At 46.3% G+C, this 24421-nt stretch carries 20 protein-coding genes; 12 read left to right on the top strand and 8 right to left on the bottom strand.

Annotated features, from left to right (window positions below; genetic code table 11):
- Nucleotides 1-83 precede the first annotated feature (83 nt).
- The 4 genes from QT994_RS16780 to QT994_RS16765 all read left to right on the top strand — a co-directional run bounded on the left by QT994_RS16780 (nucleotide 84) and on the right by QT994_RS16765 (nucleotide 3021).
- Nucleotides 84-1181 carry a phosphotransacetylase family protein gene (locus QT994_RS16780; RefSeq protein WP_333050088.1) on the top strand — a complete coding sequence of 366 codons (1098 nt, stop codon included), beginning with the start codon at nucleotides 84-86 and terminating at the stop codon, nucleotides 1179-1181.
- Between the two features lie 278 nt (nucleotides 1182-1459).
- Nucleotides 1460-1963: a hypothetical protein gene (locus tag QT994_RS16775; protein WP_039887610.1), complete on the top strand. Its 504-nt coding sequence runs from the start codon at nucleotides 1460-1462 to the stop codon at nucleotides 1961-1963.
- Between the two features lie 15 nt (nucleotides 1964-1978).
- A complete protein-coding gene (locus QT994_RS16770; RefSeq protein ID WP_333050089.1) occupies nucleotides 1979-2395 on the top strand; it encodes an MAPEG family protein in 417 nt (138 codons plus the stop codon).
- A 134-nt stretch (nucleotides 2396-2529) separates the two neighbouring features.
- A complete protein-coding gene (locus QT994_RS16765) occupies nucleotides 2530-3021 on the top strand; it encodes a YajQ family cyclic di-GMP-binding protein (protein ID WP_333050086.1) in 492 nt (163 codons plus the stop codon).
- A gap of 90 nt (nucleotides 3022-3111) precedes the next feature.
- Here QT994_RS16765 and QT994_RS16760 read toward each other — a convergent pair whose 3' ends face one another.
- From QT994_RS16760 to QT994_RS16740, 5 genes are all read right to left on the bottom strand, one after another.
- On the bottom strand, nucleotides 3112-4755 hold the full coding sequence (locus QT994_RS16760; protein WP_333176293.1) for a mucoidy inhibitor MuiA family protein: 1644 nt from the start codon (nucleotides 4753-4755) through the stop codon (nucleotides 3112-3114).
- 63 nt (nucleotides 4756-4818) lie between these two features.
- Nucleotides 4819-5418: a Uma2 family endonuclease gene (locus QT994_RS16755; protein WP_333176291.1), complete on the bottom strand. Its 600-nt coding sequence runs from the start codon at nucleotides 5416-5418 to the stop codon at nucleotides 4819-4821.
- Between the two features lie 113 nt (nucleotides 5419-5531).
- The gene (locus QT994_RS16750; RefSeq protein WP_333048563.1) at nucleotides 5532-6422 is read right to left on the bottom strand and encodes a methylenetetrahydrofolate reductase; all 891 of its coding nucleotides are present in this window, start codon (nucleotides 6420-6422) and stop codon (nucleotides 5532-5534) included.
- A 145-nt stretch (nucleotides 6423-6567) separates the two neighbouring features.
- On the bottom strand, nucleotides 6568-7578 hold the full coding sequence (gene trpS / locus QT994_RS16745) for a tryptophan--tRNA ligase (RefSeq protein ID WP_006634695.1): 1011 nt from the start codon (nucleotides 7576-7578) through the stop codon (nucleotides 6568-6570).
- 141 nt (nucleotides 7579-7719) lie between these two features.
- Nucleotides 7720-8835: an HlyD family efflux transporter periplasmic adaptor subunit gene (locus QT994_RS16740; protein ID WP_333176288.1), complete on the bottom strand. Its 1116-nt coding sequence runs from the start codon at nucleotides 8833-8835 to the stop codon at nucleotides 7720-7722.
- A 339-nt stretch (nucleotides 8836-9174) separates the two neighbouring features.
- On the opposite strand from QT994_RS16740, the gene QT994_RS16735 reads away from it, so the two are divergent.
- From QT994_RS16735 to QT994_RS16725, 3 genes are all read left to right on the top strand, one after another.
- Complete coding sequence (locus QT994_RS16735; protein WP_333048561.1) at nucleotides 9175-9402, top strand: secretion protein HlyD; 228 nt, start codon at nucleotides 9175-9177, stop codon at nucleotides 9400-9402.
- Nucleotides 9403-9571: 169 nt separating this feature from the next.
- On the top strand, nucleotides 9572-9760 hold the full coding sequence (locus tag QT994_RS16730; protein WP_333176286.1) for a hypothetical protein: 189 nt from the start codon (nucleotides 9572-9574) through the stop codon (nucleotides 9758-9760).
- A 157-nt stretch (nucleotides 9761-9917) separates the two neighbouring features.
- A complete protein-coding gene (locus QT994_RS16725; RefSeq protein ID WP_333176284.1) occupies nucleotides 9918-12128 on the top strand; it encodes a peptidase domain-containing ABC transporter in 2211 nt (736 codons plus the stop codon).
- A gap of 323 nt (nucleotides 12129-12451) precedes the next feature.
- Here QT994_RS16725 and QT994_RS16720 read toward each other — a convergent pair whose 3' ends face one another.
- A complete protein-coding gene (locus tag QT994_RS16720; protein WP_333048558.1) occupies nucleotides 12452-12844 on the bottom strand; it encodes a Fur family transcriptional regulator in 393 nt (130 codons plus the stop codon).
- Between the two features lie 143 nt (nucleotides 12845-12987).
- Here QT994_RS16720 and purS point away from each other — a divergent pair, with 143 nt between their 5' ends.
- The 4 genes from purS (at nucleotide 12988) to QT994_RS16700 (ending at nucleotide 18842) form a co-directional block, all read left to right on the top strand.
- Nucleotides 12988-13272 (top strand): phosphoribosylformylglycinamidine synthase subunit PurS, encoded by a 285-nt coding sequence (purS, locus tag QT994_RS16715; RefSeq protein ID WP_333162017.1) that lies wholly within the window; start codon nucleotides 12988-12990, stop codon nucleotides 13270-13272.
- A gap of 288 nt (nucleotides 13273-13560) precedes the next feature.
- On the top strand, nucleotides 13561-14262 hold the full coding sequence (gene purQ, locus QT994_RS16710; protein WP_333176282.1) for a phosphoribosylformylglycinamidine synthase subunit PurQ: 702 nt from the start codon (nucleotides 13561-13563) through the stop codon (nucleotides 14260-14262).
- A 228-nt stretch (nucleotides 14263-14490) separates the two neighbouring features.
- Nucleotides 14491-16530 carry an ATP-binding protein gene (locus tag QT994_RS16705; RefSeq protein ID WP_333176280.1) on the top strand — a complete coding sequence of 680 codons (2040 nt, stop codon included), beginning with the start codon at nucleotides 14491-14493 and terminating at the stop codon, nucleotides 16528-16530.
- Entirely contained in the window at nucleotides 16527-18842 is a 2316-nt protein-coding gene (locus QT994_RS16700; protein WP_333176277.1) for a hypothetical protein, read from the top strand. The genes QT994_RS16705 and QT994_RS16700 overlap by 4 nt, the downstream gene beginning before the upstream one ends.
- Here the strand turns inward: QT994_RS16700 and QT994_RS16695 are convergent.
- Both QT994_RS16695 and QT994_RS16690 read right to left on the bottom strand, forming a co-directional pair.
- Nucleotides 18826-19128, bottom strand: a complete 303-nt coding sequence (locus tag QT994_RS16695; protein ID WP_333176275.1) for a hypothetical protein — start codon at nucleotides 19126-19128, stop codon at nucleotides 18826-18828. The two genes, QT994_RS16700 and QT994_RS16695, sit on opposite strands and share 17 nt — an antisense overlap.
- 60 nt (nucleotides 19129-19188) lie before the next feature.
- Entirely contained in the window at nucleotides 19189-21747 is a 2559-nt protein-coding gene (locus tag QT994_RS16690; RefSeq protein ID WP_333176273.1) for a PhoD-like phosphatase, read from the bottom strand.
- 145 nt (nucleotides 21748-21892) lie between these two features.
- On the opposite strand from QT994_RS16690, the gene QT994_RS16685 reads away from it, so the two are divergent.
- The gene (locus tag QT994_RS16685; protein WP_333176271.1) at nucleotides 21893-24055 is read left to right on the top strand and encodes a CBS domain-containing protein; all 2163 of its coding nucleotides are present in this window, start codon (nucleotides 21893-21895) and stop codon (nucleotides 24053-24055) included.
- Nucleotides 24056-24421: the final 366 nt, after the last annotated feature.

The following is a 24421-nucleotide window of genomic DNA, read 5'->3' as shown; positions in this document are numbered from 1 at the left end:
GAGTATAATTGTATTGCAAAATTGAGTCGCAGTTCAGAAATACTGTACAAAAAACTAAATTTATTGAAATAGACAGGTGCAAATTGAGGATTGAAGGCGTACCCAAATTGACTAAATATTTGCTGATCGGTTCCACAAAAGCTTACAGCGGCAAGTCTGCCATCGCCCTGGGGATGGCACTCGGACTCCGGGCAAAAGGACTGGCCGTCGCCTACGGCAAACCTCTGGGAACCTGTTTCAGCTCCGACGGAGCGGGGATAGAGGACGAAGACGTGCGGTTCGCGGTAGAGACGCTGAAGCTTTCAGAAAGTCAGATGCCGTCAACACTGCTGTATTTGGACGAAGAAACGGTTCACAAGCGTTTGCGGGGAGAAGACAAGATAGATTACCGCCAGTCTTTAGCGCAATATTTGCAAGCTCCCAGCGGAGAGTTGGTGCTGTTAGAAGGCCCAGCTAATTTGGAGGAAGGCAGTCTGTTTGACTTGTCTTTGGCTCAAGTCGCTGAGGCAGTTGATGCTTCTGTGTTGTTGGTAGCCCGCCCGATCGATCTTTATATAGACGATTTGCTGTCGGCTAAACAGCGTTTGGGTTCGCGGTTGCTGGGCGTGGTACTCAACGACGTTCCCTCGGACAAACTCGAATCCGTAACGGCGACTGTGCGGCCTTTTCTGGAGGCTGCGGGTATTCCTGTTTTGGGAATGCTGCCGAGAAGTGCTTTGCTGCGAAGTGTCAGCGTCAAAGAATTGGTGCACCAATTGAAAGCTGATGTGCTGTGCCGTAGAGACCGTTTGGACTTGATGGTGGAAACCTTGACAATTGGCGCGATGAATGTTAGTTCGGCTCTGAAGTATTTCCGCAAAGCGAGAAATATGGCGGTGGTGACGGGGGGCGATCGCACTGACATTCAGCTAGCGGCTCTGGAAAGCTCGACTCAGTGCTTAATTTTGACAGGCCACTTGCCTCCTTCTCCCTTGGTTATCGGCAGGGCAGAAGAAATGGAAATTCCAGTTTTGTCTGTTGATTTGGATACCTTAACCACGGTGGAAATTATCGACAGCACCTTTGGCAGCGTGCGCCTACACGAACCGATCAAGGTGGAATGCGTTACTCAGCTAATGGCAGAACATTTTGACCTTGAGGGTCTAATGGCATCTTTGGGCCTAAGCGATCGAGTCCATTAATAAGAGAGCCGGATCTGAGGGAAGAAGGTATTCGGCAGAGAGAACTTTTTGTTTAAATAAATAAAAAGCCAAAATTCTTAAATTCTCAATTTTTCTTGAATTCTACCTTGAGCTGGGGCTGCCGAATGTCTTCAGACCTTCTGCCTTCTGGCTTCCTCAAATCTCCAGATCCTCTAGTCTGAGGCCGTCAATCAGCAATTCTTAACTTCTTTTTGGCGGCAATGGCTAGTGAGTCTGCTAAAATCCACAACGTAGTTTTATTTAATTTAATAAATTCTTTGAGTCAATCAATTGAGCTACCCAGAGTAGATGATTTTTTACAAGAACTTGCGGCGATCCAGCAAACCAGCTCCAAGCGGATTGCTCTTTTGGGTTCTCGCCACGTTCCTATTACCCACCAGCAGCTAATCGAGATGCTGAGCTATGCCATAGTTCTGGGAGGCAATCAGCTCATCACTTCTGGCGCTACAGGCACCAATTCAGCCGCAATTCGGGGGGCAATGCGAGCAGATCCTAATCTGCTGACGGTGATTTTGCCGCAAAGCATGAGTCGCCAGCCCCGGGAGTCTCGTGACCAACTCGAACAAGTGATACATTTGGTAGAAAATCCCAAAAATGATAGCTTGTCTCTTCCCGAAGCAAGCGCCATGTGCAATCAGGAGATTATTTCTCGCTGCCAGCAACTGATATGTTTTGCTTTTCACGAAAGCCACACTTTGCTGAAAACTTGCCAGGATGCGGAGGAACAGCGCAAGGTAGTTACTCTGTTCTATTTTGATTGAACTGCGAGGCGGATGATGCTGTTGGGATTACCTGTGTCGGTTATTCTGCTTGATTGTATTGCTGCTGCTGCTGCGCTGGTTTACGCACCGTTTTTGGTGGTTGCGTTCGCCCGCTTGCAGCTAGGCTACGACCAAGCAGCCCCCCGCGCTATGTTTGAGAGGTTGCCTGCTTACGCTCAGCGGGCAACTTGGGCTCACCAAAATTCGTTTGAGACGTTTATGCTGTTTTCAGCGGCGGCTTTGATGGCTTTTGTGACGGGGGTAGATTCGGAGGCGGCGGGTTGGGCTGCGATCGCTTTTACGATCGCCCGGTTGTTGTTTTCGGTTTTCTATATTCTGAATGTGCCGCTGGGGCGATCGCTCATGTTTGCGATTAGTTCTTCTTGCACAGCTACTTTATTCTATTTCAGTTTAATGGCTGTTAATGGCTAATTAATTATTATTAGTCAGTGGTCTGTAGTCATTAGTCATTAGTTAAGAGAAGGTTAATTAATGACTAATTACCAACTACTAACTACCAATTACCCATTAGCAACTACCAATTACCCATTACCAATTACTAATTTATGGCTGCTAGTTATTCCTTTGATATTGTCAGCGAGTTCGATCGGCAAGAATTAGTTAACGCTGTTGACCAAACAACGCGAGAAATTCAAAGCCGTTACGACTTGAAAGATACCAAAACCACTGTAGAATTGGGCGCCGAATCAATTACTGTCAATACGGACAGCGAATTTACTCTCGATGCAATTCACACTGTTTTGCAAACTAAAGCCGCCAAGCGCAATTTGTCTCTAAAAATTTTTGATTATGGGAAAATTGAAGCGGCTAGTGGTACTAGAGTACGCCAAGAAATCAAACTGAAAAAAGGGATTGACCAGGAAATTGCCAAGAAAATCACTAAATTAATTCGAGATGAGTTTAAAAAGATTCAAGGCTCGATTCAAGGTGATGCAGTGCGCGTTTCGGCTAAGGATAAGGATGATTTGCAGTTGGTAATTCAACGGTTGAAGCAAGAAGATTATCCGATGGCTTTGCAGTTTACAAATTACCGCTAGATTTGATAGTTTCTCAGGACTTCAGTCCTCATAGTTCTGGCTAATAAGGACTAAAGTCCTGATTAGAAACCACTTTTTACCTACTTAATATTAAATATCTAAACCCGTGACAGTTAAGTCGGGAGGATGTTCGACAACAAACTGGTAATATAACTCTTGTTTTGCTTGCGGCGGCAGAGACATTATCCATTCTAGCAGTCCCATTTCACCTGCTACTATCTTCGGATTAGTGAGAGTCGATCGCACTTTAATTTGTTCATTACGGCTGACTGGCAATTGCTCTTTTAGTGTCAGGTGTACCTGCACCTGATGCAAGTTTGTCACATTTAAGCGATAAGCGTAACTTGTGCGCCTCTGCTGACCGATCAGTTTTTTATCTACTTGTCTTTCCACTAATTCCCGCTCTATTTTTAGGCTTTCATCTATTCCTAAATTCAGTTTATATTCTTGCCCCGGGGAAACATTTTCTAACTGCACACTGCCGACAAAAGTGTTGTCGCGAAAGATATTTGCTTTACCGGGCAGAAGAGTTGCACCTGTCAGCGGATTCACAACAAGTGCTTGCAAATAGGCAAAACTGACTAATCGCGGGACGGCTATATATTCAGGTTTAAAGGGATAATTTTCGCTAAAAATCGTCACTTTGTGGGGCGTACCGTCGCTGGGAATCTTGGTATTTCCGCCTACTTGAAATGAGACGGTGCCACCTTCTTTAGATACTTGTGCGATCGCGGTTTGAGCTGCTATGGATTCGGGTGCGGCAGCAGCAGGTGCAGCACTTTCATAAAACTCTAAGTTTGTATAATCTAGTGGTATTTCTGGTTCCGCAGGCTGTCGGCTGCGTGGCATCATAAGTTCTCTGGTTTGAGTAGATCTGGGGTAAACAGTATCAATAAACCAGGGTTCGAGTTTTGGTGGCAAAGTTCCCATTCCCGGCTTGGCTGTGGATAAAGTCAGCCCTACTCCCGTCCAATCTTCCCCTGTATTTTGATTGACTTCGGCTAGGTAATTGAGATTAATTTGGTTGTTGGTAGTGTTGGTTCGCAAGTCGTAAAGGGGAGTCCAGTGGGCTCCCATGACTACATAGGAAATTTCTAGTTCAAAATTGCCGCTGCTGCTTGGTTCTATGGCAACAAGGATGTTAAAACTTTGCTGAGAATGGGGAGTGTGTACTTGCCGCAACTGCAGCAGCAAAGCTTCTATTTGCTTGTCTAATTCCCGCTGCTGTTTTTCGTGCTGGGCGATCGCACTTACATATTTTAGGTAGTTAGTTCCTAAAAAGTTGAGCAATTCGCCTGTTTCGTTTAAACCTACCTGCTGTTTGGCGATGCTGCTGGAAAAGAAACCGACGCTTTTTTCGCTCAAACCTTCCACAAATTTGAGCTGAATTTTTCGGGCGGTTATTTTGTCGTTAATCCCCCGTCTTTGGGTTTGTAATTCCTGAATTTGTTGGGTTAATTCGGCAGTGCGATCGCCCACTGGTTCGCTGCTAAACACTGTTTCGGTTCGCACTCCCAGCAATCGCACTGCAACTGTACCCGCACCCGTGGCCCTGACTGACTCTGTTTCGAGGGTTGCGGGTACAGAGGCGATCGCCAATTCTCGCTCGTTTCCCGTCAGAGATACCGTACCGCGGCGCGTCACCAAAGCGCGATCGGTGTAAACTGTAACTGCGGATATGCTAGTATTTAGTGTTTTAATCGTATCAGAATTAAGTATTTCTGAGTCAGTCATTGCCAGTTGCTCCTATTTAATAACCCTTTAGTCGATCAAGCAATTTCAAAAGTAGTTTATTGGTCAATTTTGCCGATCGCCCATTCCTCTAGCAAACTCCTCAAGCGCATCCAAAGGGGAAGCAAACAAAATGCAGCGTTTAAGCAAAGACAAGTCTAACTCAGGCAGCACTTCGCTGCTAGTAATGCGATCGTAACCTTCCTCTCGCAGATGGTAAAGCTCTAGAGTGCCATCTTCCCAAAACCAGACTTCCGGCACTCCCATCAGTCGGTATTTCTGAAGTTTAATCGGACTACCGCTAGTGATAACAATCTCAATACATAAATCTGGAACATCTTTAATAGTTCCGAAACAATAAGACAAATCTGCCTGATACTCGACTTGATTTTCGACAATCTGACTATAAGTACCGCTGGGAAAAAATACAATTTTTCTTTGCAGAAAATACTGGCCCATTAGCAAGCCCATCAAACACCTAATCGCTTCATGCAACCTTCCCGTGCCCACAATTTCTAAAACTCCCTCACAATAAAATAAGCGTACATTCGCCACCTCTTCAAAGCCAGCTTGAATAGCCTTGAATTGATGCCATGTCAAACCGCGCAAAGTGAAACGTTGTTCGGCTGCGGGAGAAGTGGTTAAATTGTCTACAGTTTGAAGCATGATTGTTTTATTGATGTTCAAAATGGTAGCGCAGGAGTGGGCGGGTTTACGACTTTACGAAATCCTTCGTTTTAGGCATTGATAGTTAGTAAAACCCGCCCCTACGTTTAATCTTAGCTTAGTGGCTCGATTCCTGCCAAATCCAAAATTTGAGGAATTAAATCTTCTCGTTTGACGGCCATCAAGTGAACTCCTTGACAAATCTGCCGCGCTAGCTTGACTTGTTCGGCAGCAATTTTTATGCCTTCCTGCAAGGGTTCGGGAGCTTTTGCTAAACGATCGATCGTCTCTTGTGGGATGTGAACTCCCGGCACGTATTTTTTAATAAATTCAGCATTTTTAGCTGATTTAAACAAAAATATTCCTGCTAAAACTGGCTTGTTGCAGCCCGCAGCAACGTGGTGCATAAACTTATCCAAAACTTCAAAATCTGTAATTAATTGACTCTGAAAAAACTGTGCTCCAGCCTCTACTTTTTTCTCAAATCGACTTTGCAAACCAGACCAACTGGGGGATTGCGGATCGACTGCTGCACCGACAAATAAATCGGTAACTCCGTCTGTTAAAGGTTTGTCATTCCAGTCTTGGCCGCCGTTCATTTTTTGAATAACTTGCAACAGCCGAACTGATTCCAAATCGAATACACTTTTTGCTTTAGGATGGTCGCCCGCTTTGACGGGATCGCCTGTAAGTGCCAAGATATTATGAATGCCTAAAGCGTGGGCTCCCATGAGATCAGCTTGCAGGCCAATTTGATTGCGATCGCGACAAGCAACTTGACAAATGGGCTCAATTCCGTGCTGCACTAAAATCGCCGAAACTGCTAGCGGGCACATTCGCAAAACTGCGCGACTCCCGTCTGTGACATTAATTGCGTGAACTCTGTTTTTGAGGCGTTCAGCCATTTGAATTGTGTGAGTTATGTCGCCACCTTTTGGCGGGGCAACTTCGGCGGTAATTATAAATTCTCCGGGGGTGGTGCAGGCTGTGCGAAAACGGTTCATGATTATTTGTCTGTTATTGGTTATTTGTTATTTTACTGTTGACTGTTGACTGTTGACTGTTGACTGCTGGCAGTTGTTAGTGGGCAGTTGGTAGTTGTCATTCTTAACAAGTAACCAAGAACAACTAACAACTAACAACTAACAACTAAACAGGTAAAGAATAACCGAAAGCGGTCTTAACCTTAGTTAGAGTTTGATTAGCAATAGCTTCTGCTTGTTCTCTTCCGCGACGTAGTACAGACTCTAAATATCCCGGATCGTCCATTATTTCTTTGTATTTATCCTGAATTGGCTTGAGGGCATTAATTGCCGTCTCTGTCAGCAGGGGTTTAAAATCTCCCCAACCCATGTTTTCACACTCGGTTGCTACTTCTTCCTTAGATTTGCCGGAAAGCAGGAGATAAAGTGTCAGCAAATTTCTAGCTTCGGGGCGATCGGGGTCGTCAAAAGTCAAACCCCGCACGGCATCTGTTTTGCAGCGCTTGATTTTTTTGGCGATCGTATCTGGCGAATCCAGTAAATTAATTCGACTTTGTTCGGAAGGGTCAGATTTCGACATTTTGCGCGTGCCATCTGTCAAACTCATTACCCTCGCACCGTCAGTCCGAATTAACGGTTCGGGAAGTTTCAATACTGGCTTTTCGGGTGTGCCGAATTGATGATTTAATCGGATGACAATATCGCGGGTGAGTTCCAAATGCTGTTTTTGGTCTTCTCCCACTGGCACTTTGTCGGCATCGTAAAGCAAAATGTCTGCTGCCATTAAGACGGGATAATTTAGCAAACCGGCGTTGACATTTTCACCTTGTTTAACTGCTTTTTCTTTAAACTGAATCATATCTTCGAGCCAGTTAATCGGCGTAATGCAGTTGAGCAGCCATGCTAGTTCTGTGTGCGCCGAGACGTGGGATTGCACGAAAATAGTAGAATATTCTAAATCGATCCCGCAAGCTAAATAGAGCGCGGCAATCGTGTAAGTGTCGGAGGCTAGAGTTGCTGGATTGTGCGGGGCGGTAATTGCGTGCAAATCAACTACGCAGAAGTAATTTTCGTACTGACTTTGACCTTCTACCCAGTTGCGAATGGCACCGAGATAATTGCCGAGGTGAAGATTGCCCGTTGGCTGAACTCCAGAAAGAACGCGCTGTTTGCCCATGAGGAAAGAATAGAATTGAACTCACAGTTCTATATTGACACGTTATTTCAATTTCAGAGCCTCTAATTTTCTGGCGCTTGACTGTTGACTGTTGACTGCTGACTGCTGACAACTGACAACTGACAACTGACAACTGACTAATTACCAATCTGTCAGCAACCTTGCTTTGCGTAGAACAAAGGTCAGAACTGTTTCTTCGCCGGTAATAATATCGGCTCTGCCTTCCATTCCCGATTGAATCGAATACTGGCGGGGGACATTAGCCTGGGAGTTTCCGAAGAATTGGCCGTTGGCGGATTTGAGTTTTGTTAAATAAGTTTGTTCAGGCTTAATTGCCACTTCGTAATAAGCTGTACCTAAATTATTAGTGGGATTTTGAGTGGCGATCGCATCTGGGGCGATTTCGCTGACAGTTCCTTTTAATGTGCCGTAATCGGGGAAAGGCAAAGCCGAAATTCTGATCTGTACGGGTTGGCCGATTTGGATGCGGGCGATGTCTTGGGATGTTACCTTGGCTTTGACTACCAGGGGTACGTCGCTGGGGACGATTTGGGCGATCGCGCTGCCGGCTTGTACGGTTTGACCAGTATTTTGTACTTCCAACCTGAGAATTGTACCATCAGCAGGCGCGCGGATAACGCTATTTTCGAGTTTTAAGTCAATTTGATTTAGTTCTTTTTTAGCTTGAATCAATTGTTGTTGAATGGACGATTGCTTGACGAGCAAAACCCGCCGACTTCGGCCGAGTCTTTCGGCGACATCCGGCAGCGATGTGGCGAATTTTACTAAAGCGGATTCGATTAATTCTTGTTGGGCGGAACTTTCACTTTGGATGCTTTTAAATTGGGCGCTGGCCAAAATTTGATTTTCTAAGTCGCGCAGTTGCTGGTTGATTTGCTGTGCTGCTGTTTGAGACTGATTAATTATTTCTTGTAACTGCTTTTTTTGAGCGCCCAAACGCGAAGCGTCTACAACTGCGATCGCATCTCCTTCTTTTACTGTCTGATTCTCGCTGACAGCAATGCTTTCGACGGTTCCTTCGGTGGCTGCTTGCACGACGCGCACTTCTCCCGCCGGACGGACGATCGCGTCTGCTTTGACTGTAGCGCTGTATTTGGTGACGCTAGCGAAGGCGATCGCCCCGCCAAAGGTGGCCACCATCAAAATTCCCCCCAAAGTTGTCCAGCGGCTGACAGGGGGCAAAAACTGGTCGTTATCAAAGGTTTCAGCGGGGGTGGGTTCGGGAGTGCGATACATAGCGGCAAGGGGGAGAGGGGAAGGCTTTGGAGTTTGGAGTTTTGAGTTGGGGGAGAGGGAGAGATCGATCGCTTATTTCTTTTGTCACCTTTACGATCCGCTTTCCGGAAACCAAGAATAGGTTTAGAAGTCTAAATCAAAATTCACAGGGTCAAGGTAAAAATCCGCACAGCTTTGCCGTTACCACCCACAAACTTCGCCAAACATCAAGACTGGTGAGGCCAACGGGCAACACTTATCAAAATATGGCCTTTCAGCAATGAGTTTTTGCGCTGTTACCGGGTTTTTCATGTATGCGTAGGTAGTAAGTAAGTACATAGGTATTAATAGGAGTTCTTTATGTCAGAAAATCAACAAAATTCACTCTTCACCGAAGTAACCGATCAAGAATCTGCTACTGTCAGCGGTGGCAGCATTAGCATGGGTATCAGCGGCGCTAACAGCAACAGCGAGACCGATAACAGCAGCAGCTATGGCGTCAATATGCTGTTTTTCCGGCCGCAACCTAGCCAGCTTTATCTGTACGATCCGAGCCGCGATCGCCCTTACCCAACCCTAGTGGTTTAGATAGCTGAGTCAGGTTGTGCGATCAAGTAAATTTTGAAAATTTCTCCGTAATATTCCGGAGATCCCACCGCACTACCAGAAGTATTAGTCAGTATTTACACGAAGCTCTAGAAATTAGATAAGATTTCTAGTTTCCCTTCAATTTTATTAAGTTAAACGGAGTCCAATCATGAAAGAAACAAAGGACAATTCACTGTTTTCTGAACTCACTTCTGAAGAATCAGCTAGCGTCAACGGCGCTTACTATTATTCCGAACGCTCCGATTCTTCGAGATACAACTGTTACCGTCCCACGCGTCACATTGTCTACCGCCGCAATTGTGATGGTACTTTCAGAGCAGTAACTCGCTACTGGTAAAGTTTAGTGCTACTGGTAAAGTTTAGTGCTGTCAATTGAGATCGCTCTATTGATATGAATTAATAAAGCACCCATAAACTTATGGGTGCTTTGTTCTGATTGGCTACTCGGTGAGGAGTAATGTTCATTAGGCTCTACTCATTATTCATTTTGCCAAATGTTAAAGAACATTCCTTTTATCCCAGAAATGCCTTTCTTCGGACAAGTAAACAGGTTGATGAAATATCAGGTTGTTCTCCAGCAGAGCGAAGAAGATTGCGGTGCAGCTTGTCTGGCTTCGATCGCTAAATTTTATGGACAGAATTTTACAATTAGCCGCTTGCGAGAATTTGTCGGTACTGGGCAACAAGGGACGAGCTTACTTGGCTTGAAACAAGGAGCTGAGGCGATCGGCTTTAATGCTCGATCGGTGCGAGCAGCCGCTGCAATTTTAGACAAGCTCGATGATGCCCCTCTACCGATGATTATTCACTGGAACGGCTATCACTGGGCTGTTTTGTACGGCAAACAGGGCAACAAATATGCGATCGGCGATCCGGCTGTCGGTATGCGCTATGTTTCTAAAGCAGAATTAGCAGCAGCTTGGACAGATTGGCTGTGCTTGCTAGTAGAACCCGATGCTGAGCGGTTTTTTGCGGCCACAGAGGGTCAACCGCCCGCCAATTCGTTACAAAAATGGATGCGCCGGATTGGGATTTATCGCCCGATTTTAATGGAAGCATTTTTGCTGAATGCAGTGTTGGGTTTGCTGTCAATTGCTTCGCCTTTTCTCGTTCAACTGCTCACCGACGACATTCTGGTGCGGGGCGACAGACAACTCCTGGCAAACGTGGCGATCGCAGTTATAGTTATGAACCTTTTTAGCAGCAGTTTAGGATTAGTACAGTCGAACTTAATTGCTCAGTTTTCCCAGCGTTTAGAATTGGGATTGGTGATGGAATTTGCGCGCAAATTCCTGCGATTGCCGTTGAGTTTTTACGAAACCAGACGCAGTGGCGAAATTGTCAGTAGATTACAAGATATCCAAGAAATAAATAAATTAGTTTCTCAAGTCGCTATCAGCTTGCCCAGTCAATTTTTTATAGCTGTAGTTTCTTTTATTTTTATGTTATTTTACAGCAAAGAACTGACGTTAGCAGCTACAGTGATTGCTCTGTTAATGACTGCCTCTACCGTGGTCTTTCTGCCCGCATTGCAGCAAAAAACGCGCAGTTTATTGGTGTTGGAAGCAGAAACTCAAGGCGTTTTAGTAGAAACTTTTAAAGGGGCGCTGACTGTTAAAACTACTAGCAGCGGTCAGCAACTTTGGGAAGAATTTCAAACCCGCTTCGGCCGGTTAGCAAAGCTCACTTTCCGCACTACACAAATTGGCATTGTCAACAATATATTTTCTGGTTTTGTTGCCTCGGCTGGCAGCATTACTCTGCTGTGGCTGGGTAGCGGTTTGGTAATTGACAAGGTATTGAGTATCGGTCAGTTGCTAGCGTTTATTAGTATGAATCAAAACGTTACTACTTGGGTGAATTCCTTAGTAGGATTTTCTGACGAAATGACTCGCGTCCAGACAGCAACTCAACGGCTATCAGAAGTTATCGACGCTGAACCGGAAACTAAAGACGATACGAAGAAACCTTTCGTAACAATTCAGAGTCAGGACAATATTATTTGTAAGGCAGTGAATTTTCATTATCCAGGCAGACTCGATTTGCTGGAGAACTTTTCTGTCACGTTTCCCGGCGGTCAAGCAATTGCTTTAATTGGCTATTCGGGATGCGGAAAAAGTACGCTAGCTAAAGTAATTTCTGGTCTGTATCCCCTGCAATCTGGTAATATTAGAATTGGTGGTTACAACTTGCAGGATTTGTCTCTCGACAGCCTCAGACAGCAGGTGGTTTTGGTTCCTCAAGAAGCGCATTTTTGGAGCCGATCGATTCTCGAAAATTTTCGTTTGGGTAGTCCAGATATTAGCTTTGAACAGATTGTTAAAGTTTGCAAAATTGCGGGTGCAGATGAATTTATCAGCCAATTGCCTGATAAATATCAAACTGTTTTAGGGGAGTTTGGAGCGAATATTTCTGGCGGACAAAGACAAAGATTGGCGATCGCCCGCGCCCTTCTCAACAACCCCCCTGTATTGATTTTAGACGAATCTACCGCAGGGCTTGACCCCGCAAGCGAAGCGGAAGTTTTAGAACAATTGTTGATGTATCGGCACGGGAAAACGACGATTTTTATCAGTCACAGACCGCGAGTGATCGATCGCGCCGATTGGATTATCATGTTAGAACGCGGTCGGTTGAAATTGCAAGGGTCTGCTGCAAAATTGCGATCGATTCCCGGAGATCATTTAGAGTTTTTGCATCCTTGAGCGAGTTAATAAAACAACAGGTTGAAATCTGTCGCTACAGAAACAAAACCCGCCTGCGTGGTTCGACACCGAGTCAATCGATTGTAGATTGTAGATTTTAGATTAAAGAATTGAAGCATTGACCCCACGGATAAATTCGGGGGCTCCTTTATCGGATACAGGTTTTTTATTTCTCCGTCCTGAGTCTGCGAAGGAATGAATCCGGGGGCTTGTATCCTGGATGCTTCCGGTCAACAGTCAACAGTCAACAGTCAACAGTCAACAGTCAACAATCATTTCGCTCGTGGAACCGGAATTGATATCAGTCATGACTAATAACTTCTCTAAGATTCTTGAGCCAAAGTACATCGATCGCACAATCCGAAAAACTCCAAAGTGTGATAATAAATCTTGAAAGAATGAGATTGTTGTAGTTGGCTTTCTAAGTGGTGAACGGGGCATTCGTCGATCGTAATGGAGGTGCCACATTCCAGACAAGTTAGGTGGTGTTGGTCTTGGTGGGCGGCACCGTAGAGAGACTCGCCACTAGCGAGGGTTCTGACGTGAACGAACCCCTCTCGCTTTAAACCGTCGAGGGAGCGGTAAACGGTTGCTAAGCCCATGCTGTGGTCGCTGTTACGCAGTTCTAAGTAGATATCTTGCGCTGAGAGCGATCGATTCAAGTGCTTGAGCAAGTGTAAAATACGCTCCTGACTGCGGGTGTGGTTGGTTCTCATAATTTTTTTCTCGAATCTGCTGGAATCACATCTGTCCCTATTTCTAGGCTATCTTACTTGGGCGAACCAAATGGCGATCGGCGCGCAGCTCGGTTGTAGAATACAATGGGGCTAACTTTCACATCACCTACCGCAACATTCCCGTGACTCAGAAATATCTTGCCCAAATCTATGTTACCCTCCGCCCTTCTGTTTTAGATCCCGCCGGCACAGCCGTACAGTCTGGTTTGCAACACATGGGATACGACAATGTTGAGGGCGTTCGCATCGGGAAGTATGTTGAATTGACGCTGACTGCTGCTGGTGAGTCGGAGGCGCGCGAACAACTCGATCGCGTTTGCGACCAACTTTTGGCCAATCCAGTGATTGAAAATTATCGCTTTGATTTGACGGAAATTCCTGTTGCTGTCGAGACAGCGGCGGCATAAATGCGATCGCCCCTAGGGTGTTTTTAAACCCGGAGATCCCCCCTAACCCCCCTTATTAAGGGGGGGACAAGAGCATTCAAAGTGTTTGTTAAAAACGCGGGGACAAGAGCATTCAAAGTCTTCGTTAAAAGCACAACAACTCGGAACACTCAAAGTCCCCCTTCTTAAGGGGGATTTAGGGGGATCTAGACTTCGATACAAGAGAGAAAAACATAAAATTTTAGTCTTATGTTGACACCTCTTCCTTCTTCCCTTTTCCTTCTTCCTTCTTCCTTCTTCCTTCAGCTTATGAAATTTGGAGTTATTGTTTTTCCGGGCTCAAATTGCGATCGCGATGTGGTGTGGGTGACTCAAGGGTTACTCCACCAACCAACTCGCATGATTTGGCACGAAGATACCGATATTTCGGATATTGATATCATTGTAATTCCCGGTGGTTTCAGTTACGGAGATTATTTGCGGTGCGGCGCGATCGCCCGTTTTTCTCCGGCGATGCGGGCTACTGCGGAACACGCGAAAAAAGGAAAGCTTGTATTAGGCATCTGCAACGGTTTTCAGGTGTTGACTGAAGCTGGTTTATTGCCCGGTGCTCTGGTGCGGAATGCGGGATTGAATTTTATTTGCGATCGCGCTTCTTTGAAAGTCGAACGCGGTAATACTCGTTGGACTGCCGCTTATACTTCGGGTGAAATCATCGATTTGCCGATCGCCCACGGTGAAGGTAACTATTATGCTGATGCGGATACATTAGCAGAACTAGAAGATCACAATCAAGTGTTGTTTCGCTACTGCACTCCGGCGGGCAAAATTAGCGATGCTGGGAATCCCAACGGTTCGTTAAATAATATTGCCGGTATTTGCAATCACCAAGGCAATGTGTTAGGAATGATGCCGCATCCAGAACGCGCATCCGATCCGATGCTGGGCGAAACTGATGGGGTGAAATTGTTTCAAAGCTTACTGATGGCAAGTGTTGCTGCTGTTTTGTAGTTGCAATATTTGAGTTATTGCATTTGCAATAACCGCCACGGTTTAAAGCCTCTGTCTCATAGCGCAAGTCCTCGCAATGAGGACTAAAAACCTTTTGATATCAACTAACTTTTCAGTCGGTTCAAACCGACTTTCGCTATGAGGCGGGGGTTTCAACCCCCGACGGACTAAACGCAAGCGTGCAAGATATAATTACTACCAACTATTTAAAAGAGGAATGTTTATTTTATGCCGTTAATTGATTTAGCTAATACTAAAATTAGGGTAATTGGATACAGTGCGGTGATGGCTGTTGGTCAACTTATTTCAAGCGCGATCGCCAATCCGGCAACTCAAGCAGCAGCGGGTATTATCGGCGGCCCGATCGCACTTGGGGGAGTTTCTATTTTAGCAGCGATTGCTGGTAGTATCGCTGAGACTATGGCCGCTGATGAACTGGCAAATCGGATGACGGAAGGGTTGAGCAAAAATCCGAGGATTCTCGATAATCACGATTTGATTAAGGCGGCGGGTGAGGCGATCGGCTATATTTTGAGAGAGGTTGCGAAGTCCGATCGCTTAATTGCGGTCGCCGAAACCAAAAATTTGCCTTCTCCTAAAACAGCACTCAGTCAATTAGCGCAGAAAACTCCTGAATACTGGCTGGATATTAACACGAATACAGCCGACTTGTCAAGGTGTTTAAATATTTCCGAAGACCAGCTAACCAAGATTTTTTCTGCGGATGCCGAGGAGTTTGATCGAGTTACCGGATTGACAACGGCAGATTGGGCAAGTTTCGTCAACGAATTCGCCCGGCGCGAGGGGAAATCCTTCGATGCGGAAATTGTGGAATTTGTCGCGGACAAACTGTACGCAACATTCCCGAAAGCATACCGCGAAGTGCTGAAACTGGATGCGGCGAATGGAGGAGAAAAGTTTGCCGCGATGCTGTTGAACCTGCACCAAATTGCTTTGGTGGAACTCAAAAAATTGGGGCTGAAAAATGGGGAAATTCTGGACAAATTGGAGGCGGTGGCGACTGGGCAGCAGATTTGTCAAGTGATGGGGAAATTGGAAGCCCTAGAAATTGGCATCCGCGACGATTTGGCGCAACTTAAAACATCACTGGAACGATTTATCGATACTTCCGCGCCCAGATTGCCGCCTCCCTACGAGTGCGAAACGATTATTGCAGACCGGACTCAAGACTTTACCGGCCGCCAATTTGTGTTGGCAGCAATTGCCGAATTTTTGCAGAACAATCGCAAAGGCTATTTTGTTTTAGAAGCAGATCCGGGAGTCGGGAAAAGTTCAATTATGGCCAAGTTAGTGCTGCTGCTGAAGCGGCGCTGCGTTGCCCATTTTAACTCGCAATCTCAAGGCATTGTCCGCACCGAACAATTTCTGGAAAATGCCTGCACTCAGTTAATTCGAGGCTATCAACTAAATTATCCGCAACTGCCGGAAAATGCGACCAGAGATGGCAACTTTCTCAGTCGGTTGTTGGGGGAAGTCAGCACTAAATTGGGCGGCAAAAAGTTGATTGTGGTGGTGGATGCCCTGGATGAAGTGGATTCGAGTTTGCAGGGGCGCGGCAGCAATGTCCTGTATTTGCCAGATGCTTTGCCGGATAATGTTTATTTTATTGTCTCGAAGCGACCGGAATCTCTGCCTTTGCCAAATCATCAGGTTTTTGATTTGATGCAGTACAGTGCAGAAAGTTTGGCGGATGTCAAGCTTTATATTGACAAACGCACCAGCAACAGCGCGTCAATTCAGAGTTGGATTAACCGTCAAAATTTGCAGCGAGAACAGTTTGTGGCGGCGGTAGCTGAAAAAAGCCAGAATAACTTTATGTACCTGCGCTATGTGCTGAATGATATCGATAGCGGCAAGTACAGCGATGTGAATTTGCAAGATTTGCCGAGGGAGTTGGAAGGATATTATGACAAGCATTGGATGCAAATGATGGGGCGGGAAGACGATCCGCTGCTGGAGATGAGGGTTAAGATTATCTATGTGCTCTCGAAAGCGCGGGAAGCTGTTTCTCGCGGCTGGATTGCGAAATCGGTAGGGGAAACGGATTTTAAAGTGCAGCAGGTGTTGAAGAAATGGGAGTCGTTTTTGCGGCAGCAGCAAGTTGATGGCGAAATTCGCTACAGCATCTATCACAACAGTTTTCGCGACTTTTTGGCAAAAAATGAAACGGTGCAATCTGCGGGGGTTGACGTTGAAAAGCTCAACCGCCAAGGTATGGATAACAGGTTAAAAGGAGCGCCGATATGAGCGATTTGGGTGTGTGGTTGTCGCAGCAAAGTCGATCGGATCGAGAATATTTTTTGAAGTATCAACCCAGGGATTTTGTGGAAACTTCGGGAGAGTTCGATCGTTATTATCGTTGGGTGACGGATTTTGGTTTTATTGAGGCGAAGTTGGAATTGTTGGGGGTACAAGCGTTAATTGAGGATTACGATTTGGCAAGAGTTTCTGATGTTTTGCTGTCGGAGGGGCAAACTGAGATTTTGAATTTGATTCAAGGGGCAATTCGGAAGTCGGCGCACGTTTTGGAGAGGGATAAAACGCAATTGACAGGTCATTTGTTGGGGAGGTTGCTGGATTTTGAAATAACAAAGATTGTAGATGAATCTAAGTATTTTTGGGAGTATTGGCCATTGATTTCTAGGTTTACCCCCCGTAAACCTGTCAAAAAAGTGACGGAAAAAATCTCGTCTCCTGATGACATTCAAACCATGCTAGAACAAGCAAAGCAGTCGAAAAATGCTCCTTGGCTGCGACCTTTGAGGGCTAATCTGGAAAGGGCAAATGAGGGTGCGCTTCAGACGCTTGCCGGTCATACTGACGGGATAAAAGCAGTCGCGATCGCACCAGATGGCAAGCGAGTGATTTCGGCTTCAGGCGATGAAACCCTCAAAATCTGGGACATCAAGAGTGGCACCGAACTCAGAACTCTCATCGGTCATACTGGCGAGGTATGGGGAGTAGCGATCGCACCAGACGGTAAAACAGCGATTTCCGCTTCAGGGGATAAACTTAAAATCTGGGACACCGAGACAGGCACCGAACTTAGAACTCTCACGGGTCATACTAACTCGGTACTAGCAGTGGCGATCGCACCAGACGGCAAAACCGCGATTTCCGCTTCGTCAGATAACACCATGAAAATCTGGGACACCGAGACAGGCACCGAACTTAGAACTCTCACGGGTCATACTGAGTTGGTAAGTGCAGTGGCGATCGCACCAGACGGCAAAACCGCGATTTCCGCTTCATGGGATAACACCTTGAAAATCTGGGACACCGAGACAGGCACCGAACTTAGAACTCTCACGGGTCATACTGAGTTGGTAAGTGCAGTGGCGATCGCACCAGACGGCAAAACCGCGATTTCCGCTTCATGGGATAACACCCTGAAAATCTGGGACACCGAGACAGGCACTGAACTTAGAACTCTCACGGGTCATACTGAGTTGGTAAGTGCAGTGGCGATCGCACCAGACGGCAAAACCGCGATTTCCGCTTCATGGGATAACACCCTGAAAATCTGGGACACCGAGACAGGCACCGAACTTAGAACTCTCACGGGTCATACTAACTGGGTAATGGCAGTGGCGATCGCGTCCGACGGCCTCACAGCGATTTCTGCTTCAAAGGATAAAACCCTGAAAATCTGGGACACAGACAGCCGGAAGCTGAAAACTCTCATCGGTCATACTGACTATGTAACGGCAGTAGCAATCGCGCCTGATGGCCTCACAGCGATTTCCGCTTCATGGGATAAAACCATGAAAATGTGGGATACATATAGCAGGCGCGAACTGAAAACTTTCACCGAAAGCACTCACAGGTTTACAGCAGTGGCGATCGCACCTGACGGCAAAACAGTAATTTCCGCTTCATGGGATCGCACCCTGAAAATCTGGGACACAGACAGCGGGATCGAACTGAAAACTCTCATCGGTCATACTGACAGGATAAATTCAGTGGCGATCTCACCTGACGGCAAAACAGTAATTTCCGCTTCATGGGATCGCACCCTGAAAATCTGGGACACATACAGTGGTCGGATATTGAAAACTCTCATCGGTCATACTGACAGGGTAAATGCAGTGGTGATCGCACCCGATGGCAAAACCGCGATTTCCACTTCATCAGACAATACCCTGAAAATCTGGGATACATACAGCGGTCGAATACTGAAAACTCTCATCGGTCATACTGACAGGGTAAATGCAGTAGCAATCGCACCCGATGGCAAAACCGCGATTTCTGCTTCGTCAGATAATACCTTGAAAATCTGGGATACATACGGTGGCACGGAACTTTTAACTCTCATCAGTCATACTGACAGAATATGGAAAGTAGCGATCGCACCCGATGGTTTCACAGCGATTTCCGCTTCATCAGATAACACCCTGAAAATCTGGGATTTGCTAAGTGGCAAAGAAATTGCTAGTTTCATCGGAGATTATGGATTTGGTTGCTGTGCAATGTTACCTGATGGAGTGACAGTTGTGGCGGGGGATGGTTCGGGCCGGGTGCATTTCCTGCGATTGGAGGGAGTTAGCGGCGGGCGATAATCCAAGAAACCGGGTTTTTGCCCGAATCTGTGGGTTGTAACAAGGTATTTCGGAAAAAACCCGGTTTCTGGGGCCCCGCGATCGGGTTTTTGGGTGGATGGGTTGATCGGGCGATCGGATTTGAGAGAAATGTACGATTGGGTTTTTTGTTGATCGGGCGATCGAATTTGAGAGAAATGTGCGATCGAATTCGATTTATTAGTCCGTTAGTTTGTCCGCGCAGGGAAGGCCAGTTGGTTGGCCCGCGAGTCCGCCAGGGGTTGAAACCCCCGGCGGACACTGCCACAAACTCATCACAATATTGTACCCATATCGAAATCCCCGACTTCTTCAAGAAATCAGTAATCTAATCATCCTCCTCCAATCCCAGCGGCACAAAATATTGACTGTAAACCACACTATCCGATGCCCAAAGCGGCCGCCAATAAATATTTTGGATCACCGCCTTCTCCCCATCACTATCCGCAGGCCACTGAAAACTGACGATCGCAATATTGCTATATCCCACAATCTCATCACCCTCTTGCAGCCAGCGATTGCGCCACAACAGCGATATAAAATTCCACAACCTACGCCGCACAGACAATTCTTTATTTTTATGCGATCTATTTGACGGAGTTCCCTTTTCTAGCAGCAAAAACATCCGAGCTCTTTGCCGTTTCATCCAGTCAATCCTATAGCCCCAATCAGGCAGAGATTGTCTATTCCTGACAGCAGCAGCCATAGCTTTCTTTCTGCTACTCCTGGGAATTTTCATTAATTCCAGCGGCTCATTCCATCCCAAACATTCGTGCGATCGCTCAGGAAACAGCGACTTAATCTTAGTATGAATTAAATGCGTTTTCCACTCCTCATTGATAAAAGCACTAGCAGTCAACTGCGCCAACACAGAATATTGACAATTTGATTGATAATTGGTCATATTCAAAGGCTCAATATTCGGCCTAGAATCGCCAAAATGACAATCCGACCAATAACTCAGTCGCACAGCAGCAGCATAATGAATATCCCCGCTCAACACAATTACCCGATCGCGCTGCTGAAAAAACTCCGACAACAGCTTCACAAAAGCCAACTCATGAAAATTCCAAGCATCCCCCGCATCACTATTAAAAACCTTCCCCTGTTCCACATCCCGCTTTTGAACCGCATCAATAATCCACAAACCCACCAAATTTGTCGGCACAACCACCAGCGTCGCCTCAATCTCAAACTCCCCAGTTTTATTCAGCAAATTAGTTTCATGCAAAGGCTGCTGAATTTGCTCCTCAAAACCTTTGTGAGTCAAAAGCATGGGCGGATCGATCGCGCTTTTCACCGGATACCCCCGCCAACTCCGCGTATCCAGCACAATCACCTCGTGCTTAAAACTTCTCACAGTAAAATGCCAATTCAAAACCTCACTTACACCCTCGCCATCCCGATCCAAAATAAAAACATCTTCATCTAATTTCAACTTAGGCAAATGAGTTTTCGGATCGAGCCCTGGAATTCCCAAATACGAAGCCGCATCCTCCCAAGCAGAAACATCAGTTCCCCCCGAATCCGACCATTTTTCAGCAGCCTTTAATAATTTATCTCCCGGTTTTTCGCGATCGAACTGTGCGGGCGTATTTCCCCAAGCCTGAAACACAGCGTAAGCCAGCAAAGCATTCTGCACCACCCGCCGGCCCAGCGGCTTTCCCAGCACCCGGTAACACCACTCTCGATTCAAATACAAATCGTCGCTAACATCATGGTCATCGCAAATCATATAACTAGGAATATTTGCTAGCGCCCTCCTCACCCTCCACAAATTGCGAGCAAAACCGTCAAGTTCAACAACTTCTCTATCCCAAACTTTTGCCTGCTTAGAATTTGGACAAATATCCTTACCCTTCGGAAAACGCTCGCACCAAAGTACAGGCGACCAAACTAACAAATACATCGCATAATATTCGCCCAAGCTAAACAAGTGACTTTTAGCCTTGTCCGGTTTATTCACCAACATCCCCGTAAAGCCGCCAAAATCTCTGGCAATATCGCTGCGAGTCCCCGGTTTTAACTCAATTGGTTTTTTGGACTGATATTCAGCATCAGACGGTTTCTGAATTGGCGACTCTCTAAAAATTTCCCTTTCTTGGGCAACTACATTTTCGTTTTCCGAATTTTTAGGTATACTGATACACAAATTCTTTTTAATTTGGGCATCATCCATCAGGGGTAGACTCTCTTCCCAGCCCAACAGTGTATCGCCAGCATCAGTCAAAGCCCACAGCATCGCATCGGCAACGTCGTCGCCGTAAATTTGGTCGCCGGTTAAAAACAGTTGGTGGGGCCTGCTATTTGCCGTACCTGCAAACTGTTCGATCGAATTATCCAAGATTGGCAGCGCATCTCTGCCGTCTCCGTGGGGCTTGCGACAAGAACCGTGAACGATACGCAAATAGTTTAAATCCTTCGGCGGCAGGGCAAACGTCGGCAACTGGTGAGCGAAATAACTAATCGTCTCCGGCCCCAAAGCCGACAAATTAGGGGAGGCAGGCCACAGGCAAGAAATGAGATTTTCTTTCTCATTTTCTGGGACTTCTACCCCCGACGGTGACGCGCGACTCCCAGCAAACTCTATGTCATAAGCATAAATTTGCCCGTATGTCAAGACCTTGTTGTTAATTGGTTTAGCAGTCACCGCCACTACGTGCAGGTATTTGCCGAGCTGCACGGTAGAGTTCGCACCTTGGAGTAAGGGCCGATCGACAATTTCGCCGATTCCGCCCTCTGTCGAATAAACCTTAAGTTCGACTTGGCGGGGGGCTTTCAGAGCTAGCCAAACTGTCACTGCCTGAGTTTCAGTCCGGCGCAAAATCGGGCCCGCCAGGATCAGCGGCAAGTGATGAATTCGATGACTTAAGGGAGTCCACGACATAGGATTTAAAACATAAAAATTAAATAAGGGCGCTCTATCAATCAGATTTTAGGCGATCGAGCATCTGTCACCCGGTTAATTAATGCTAAGTCTGCCAACCCAAGTCTCCAAAATTGTAACAATTCATTAAGTAAAATTAATAATCATGCTACAAGAAGAAAAATTACAGCATTTCGTCAATTCAGCCCCTCAGTTGCCAGCAATTAAATCATCAGAAACCGCTGGACGGCCCAACAGCCGACCCCTCTACTCCTCACCTTTAGATCAGGCGATCGACCGCCACCCCCTCACCGTGGCTCCAGAAACCCCGATCGCCCAAGTGTTGGCTCTCATGAACCCGATGCGCGTCTCCTGTCAGCTTTGTGGGGAAAAACAAAACGCTGTTGCTAGCGCAGCCAAGCGCAGTTGCGTCATAGTCGTGGAAGATAATCGACCGATCGGCATTTTTACAGAACGAGATATCGTCAAGCTAACTACCGTCGCAGCTTGTGCGGTAGGACTGACAATTGCTGACGTAATGACTCGATCGCCCATTACCCTCAAACAATCCGAGTCTCAAGATATTTTCACAGCTATATTCACCTTGCGCCAGCATCAGATTCGGCATTTGCCCGTAGTGGACGAGGACTCGCGACTTCTGGGCATCATCACCCGCGAAGCCATTCACGAAGCCCTGCAACCGGTTAACTTGCTAACCAATTTGCGCTGTGCAGCAGATGTCATGACCAAAGAAGTCATTTCGGCCCCAAAAACTGCCTCAGCCCTCGATTTAGCCGAACTCATGGTCAAGCATCGAGTTAGTTGCGTCGTCATTGTCCAAGAGCAAATTCAGCATCCCGAGCTGGCGATCGCGCCAATAGAAAATTACCAAATTCCGATCGGCATTGTCACCGAGCGCGATATTGTGCAGTTTCACGCCCTCGAATTAAACCTATCCCAAATATCGGCAACAGAGGCCATGAGTGCGCCTTTATTTTGCATATCTCCCGCCGATTCCCTCTGGAGTGCCCACCAGTCCATGCAGGGGCACTGTGTCCGCCGTTTGGTAGTAGTTGGCAGTTACGGAGAACTTTTGGGCATTGTCTCTGTGACAAGTTTGCCGCAAGTTTTTAACCAATCAGAAATGTACGGGACGATCGAGCTTTTGCAGCAAGCAGTTGACGATCGAGCCGCCCAATTGCAGAAAGCCAACGAACTTTTGCAGCAAGAAATTTTAGAGAGGCAGCGAGCCCAAGAAGCCCTGCGCCAAGCTCATGACGACTTAAAAAAACAAGTTGAAGAACGCACCGCTCAACTTTTAGAATCAAATGAATTGTTGAGACGGGATATTATCAAGCGCCAGCGAGTCGAAGAAGCGCTGCGGCGAAAGCAAGCTTGCTTGAAAAATCAAGCACAGCAATTAGAGCAAACGGTGCGAAAGTTGCAGCAAACTCAAACTCAATTAGTGCAAACCGAAAAAATGTCTTCTTTGGGACAAATGATTGCCGGTATCGCTCACGAAATTAACAATCCTGTTAATTTTATCTACGGCAACCTTTCCCACGCCAGCCACTACATCAAAGAATTGCTCCAACTTTTGGAACTTTACCAGCAGCACTATCCCGAACCAGTCTCGGAAATTCGGAAAGCAGCAGCAGATATCGAAGTCGAGTTTTTGGTCGAAGACTTATCTAAGATCCTGTCTTCTATGCAAGTAGGAACCGAGCGCATCCGCCAAATAGTTGTGTCGATGCGTAATTTTTCGCGATCGGATCAATCTAACATCAAGCTCGTTGACATTCATGAGGGACTCGAAACCACTTTGTTGATTTTGCAGCATCGGCTCAAAGCTCACGGCGCACATCAAGCTATTGACATTATTAAAAAATACGGTAATTTGCCCCTGATCCAGTGCTGTGGCGGTCAGATCAATCAGGTGTTTATGAATATTATCGGCAATGCTATTGATGCTTTGGATGAAGAAATCCAGAAAGGGGAATGGGCGACGAGAGAGGGGAAAAATTCACCTCCGTCAAATCCTAGTTCTCCATTGACTGTTCCCACAATTACAATTCGTACTGAAGTTGTTGATGGCGATTTTGTGGCGATCCGCATTTCCGACAACGGGCGGGGCATACCGGAGGAGATTCGCCGCCAATTATTTGACCCGTTTTTTACTACCAAACCAGTCGGCAAGGGCACTGGGTTGGGACTGTCGATTTCTTACCATTTAGTCGTCGAACAGCACGGGGGGCGGCTCAACTGCGTTTCGGAAGCTGGACGGGGCACTGAGTTTGCGATCGAAATTCCGATCGTCAGTTGTCATTAGTCAGCAGTCAGAGGATTTTAGATTTTAGATTTTAGATTTTAGATTGAACAATTTAAGGATGGGAAATGACTCATGAAGCCCGGGGTTTGGATCACGGGTCTACAGTTGCATTCTTTTTTTCAACTGGTATCAGTAGTCAGGGGAAGACATCATATTCTCCCAATTCCCCACTCTCCCCATCCACTCTCCTCCTCCACTCTCCGTCTTCCCGACTCACTCCCCCACTCTGCAACTCCCCCCCACTTCCTAAAAATTTACAATTTTTTACAAAACACCAGAAGCCCAAGCAAAGTCAATCTTTCCCAATCTAAAATCTAAAATCTAAAATCTAAAATCCCATAACTTTGCCCTCCCCTGACCCAACTG

The sequence above is a fragment of the Microcoleus sp. S13_B4 genome (assembly GCF_036700885.1).
Lineage (GTDB): Bacteria > Cyanobacteriota > Cyanobacteriia > Cyanobacteriales > Microcoleaceae > Microcoleus.
Note: the sequence above shows the minus strand (reverse complement) of the source record. Positions and strands in the feature narration are given on the sequence as shown.

Excerpts from the sequence above, each read along its gene's own strand:
- purQ (WP_333176282.1), top strand. The coding sequence starts at position 13,561 with ATGAAATTTGGAGTTATTGTTTTTCCGGGCTCAAATTGCGATCGCGAT.
- QT994_RS16690 (WP_333176273.1), bottom strand. The coding sequence starts at position 21,747 with ATGTCGTGGACTCCCTTAAGTCATCGAATTCATCACTTGCCGCTGATC.
- QT994_RS16730 (WP_333176286.1), top strand. The coding sequence starts at position 9,572 with ATGAAAGAAACAAAGGACAATTCACTGTTTTCTGAACTCACTTCTGAA.
- QT994_RS16685 (WP_333176271.1), top strand. The coding sequence starts at position 21,893 with ATGCTACAAGAAGAAAAATTACAGCATTTCGTCAATTCAGCCCCTCAG.
- QT994_RS16750 (WP_333048563.1), bottom strand. The coding sequence starts at position 6,422 with ATGAACCGTTTTCGCACAGCCTGCACCACCCCCGGAGAATTTATAATT.
- QT994_RS16725 (WP_333176284.1), top strand. The coding sequence starts at position 9,918 with ATGTTAAAGAACATTCCTTTTATCCCAGAAATGCCTTTCTTCGGACAA.
- QT994_RS16705 (WP_333176280.1), top strand. The coding sequence starts at position 14,491 with ATGCCGTTAATTGATTTAGCTAATACTAAAATTAGGGTAATTGGATAC.
- QT994_RS16700 (WP_333176277.1), top strand. The coding sequence starts at position 16,527 with ATGAGCGATTTGGGTGTGTGGTTGTCGCAGCAAAGTCGATCGGATCGA.
- QT994_RS16720 (WP_333048558.1), bottom strand. The coding sequence starts at position 12,844 with ATGAGAACCAACCACACCCGCAGTCAGGAGCGTATTTTACACTTGCTC.
- QT994_RS16740 (WP_333176288.1), bottom strand. The coding sequence starts at position 8,835 with ATGTATCGCACTCCCGAACCCACCCCCGCTGAAACCTTTGATAACGAC.
- trpS (WP_006634695.1), bottom strand. The coding sequence starts at position 7,578 with ATGGGCAAACAGCGCGTTCTTTCTGGAGTTCAGCCAACGGGCAATCTT.
- QT994_RS16735 (WP_333048561.1), top strand. The coding sequence starts at position 9,175 with ATGTCAGAAAATCAACAAAATTCACTCTTCACCGAAGTAACCGATCAA.
- QT994_RS16760 (WP_333176293.1), bottom strand. The coding sequence starts at position 4,755 with ATGACTGACTCAGAAATACTTAATTCTGATACGATTAAAACACTAAAT.
- QT994_RS16770 (WP_333050089.1), top strand. The coding sequence starts at position 1,979 with ATGCTGTTGGGATTACCTGTGTCGGTTATTCTGCTTGATTGTATTGCT.
- QT994_RS16755 (WP_333176291.1), bottom strand. The coding sequence starts at position 5,418 with ATGCTTCAAACTGTAGACAATTTAACCACTTCTCCCGCAGCCGAACAA.
- QT994_RS16765 (WP_333050086.1), top strand. The coding sequence starts at position 2,530 with ATGGCTGCTAGTTATTCCTTTGATATTGTCAGCGAGTTCGATCGGCAA.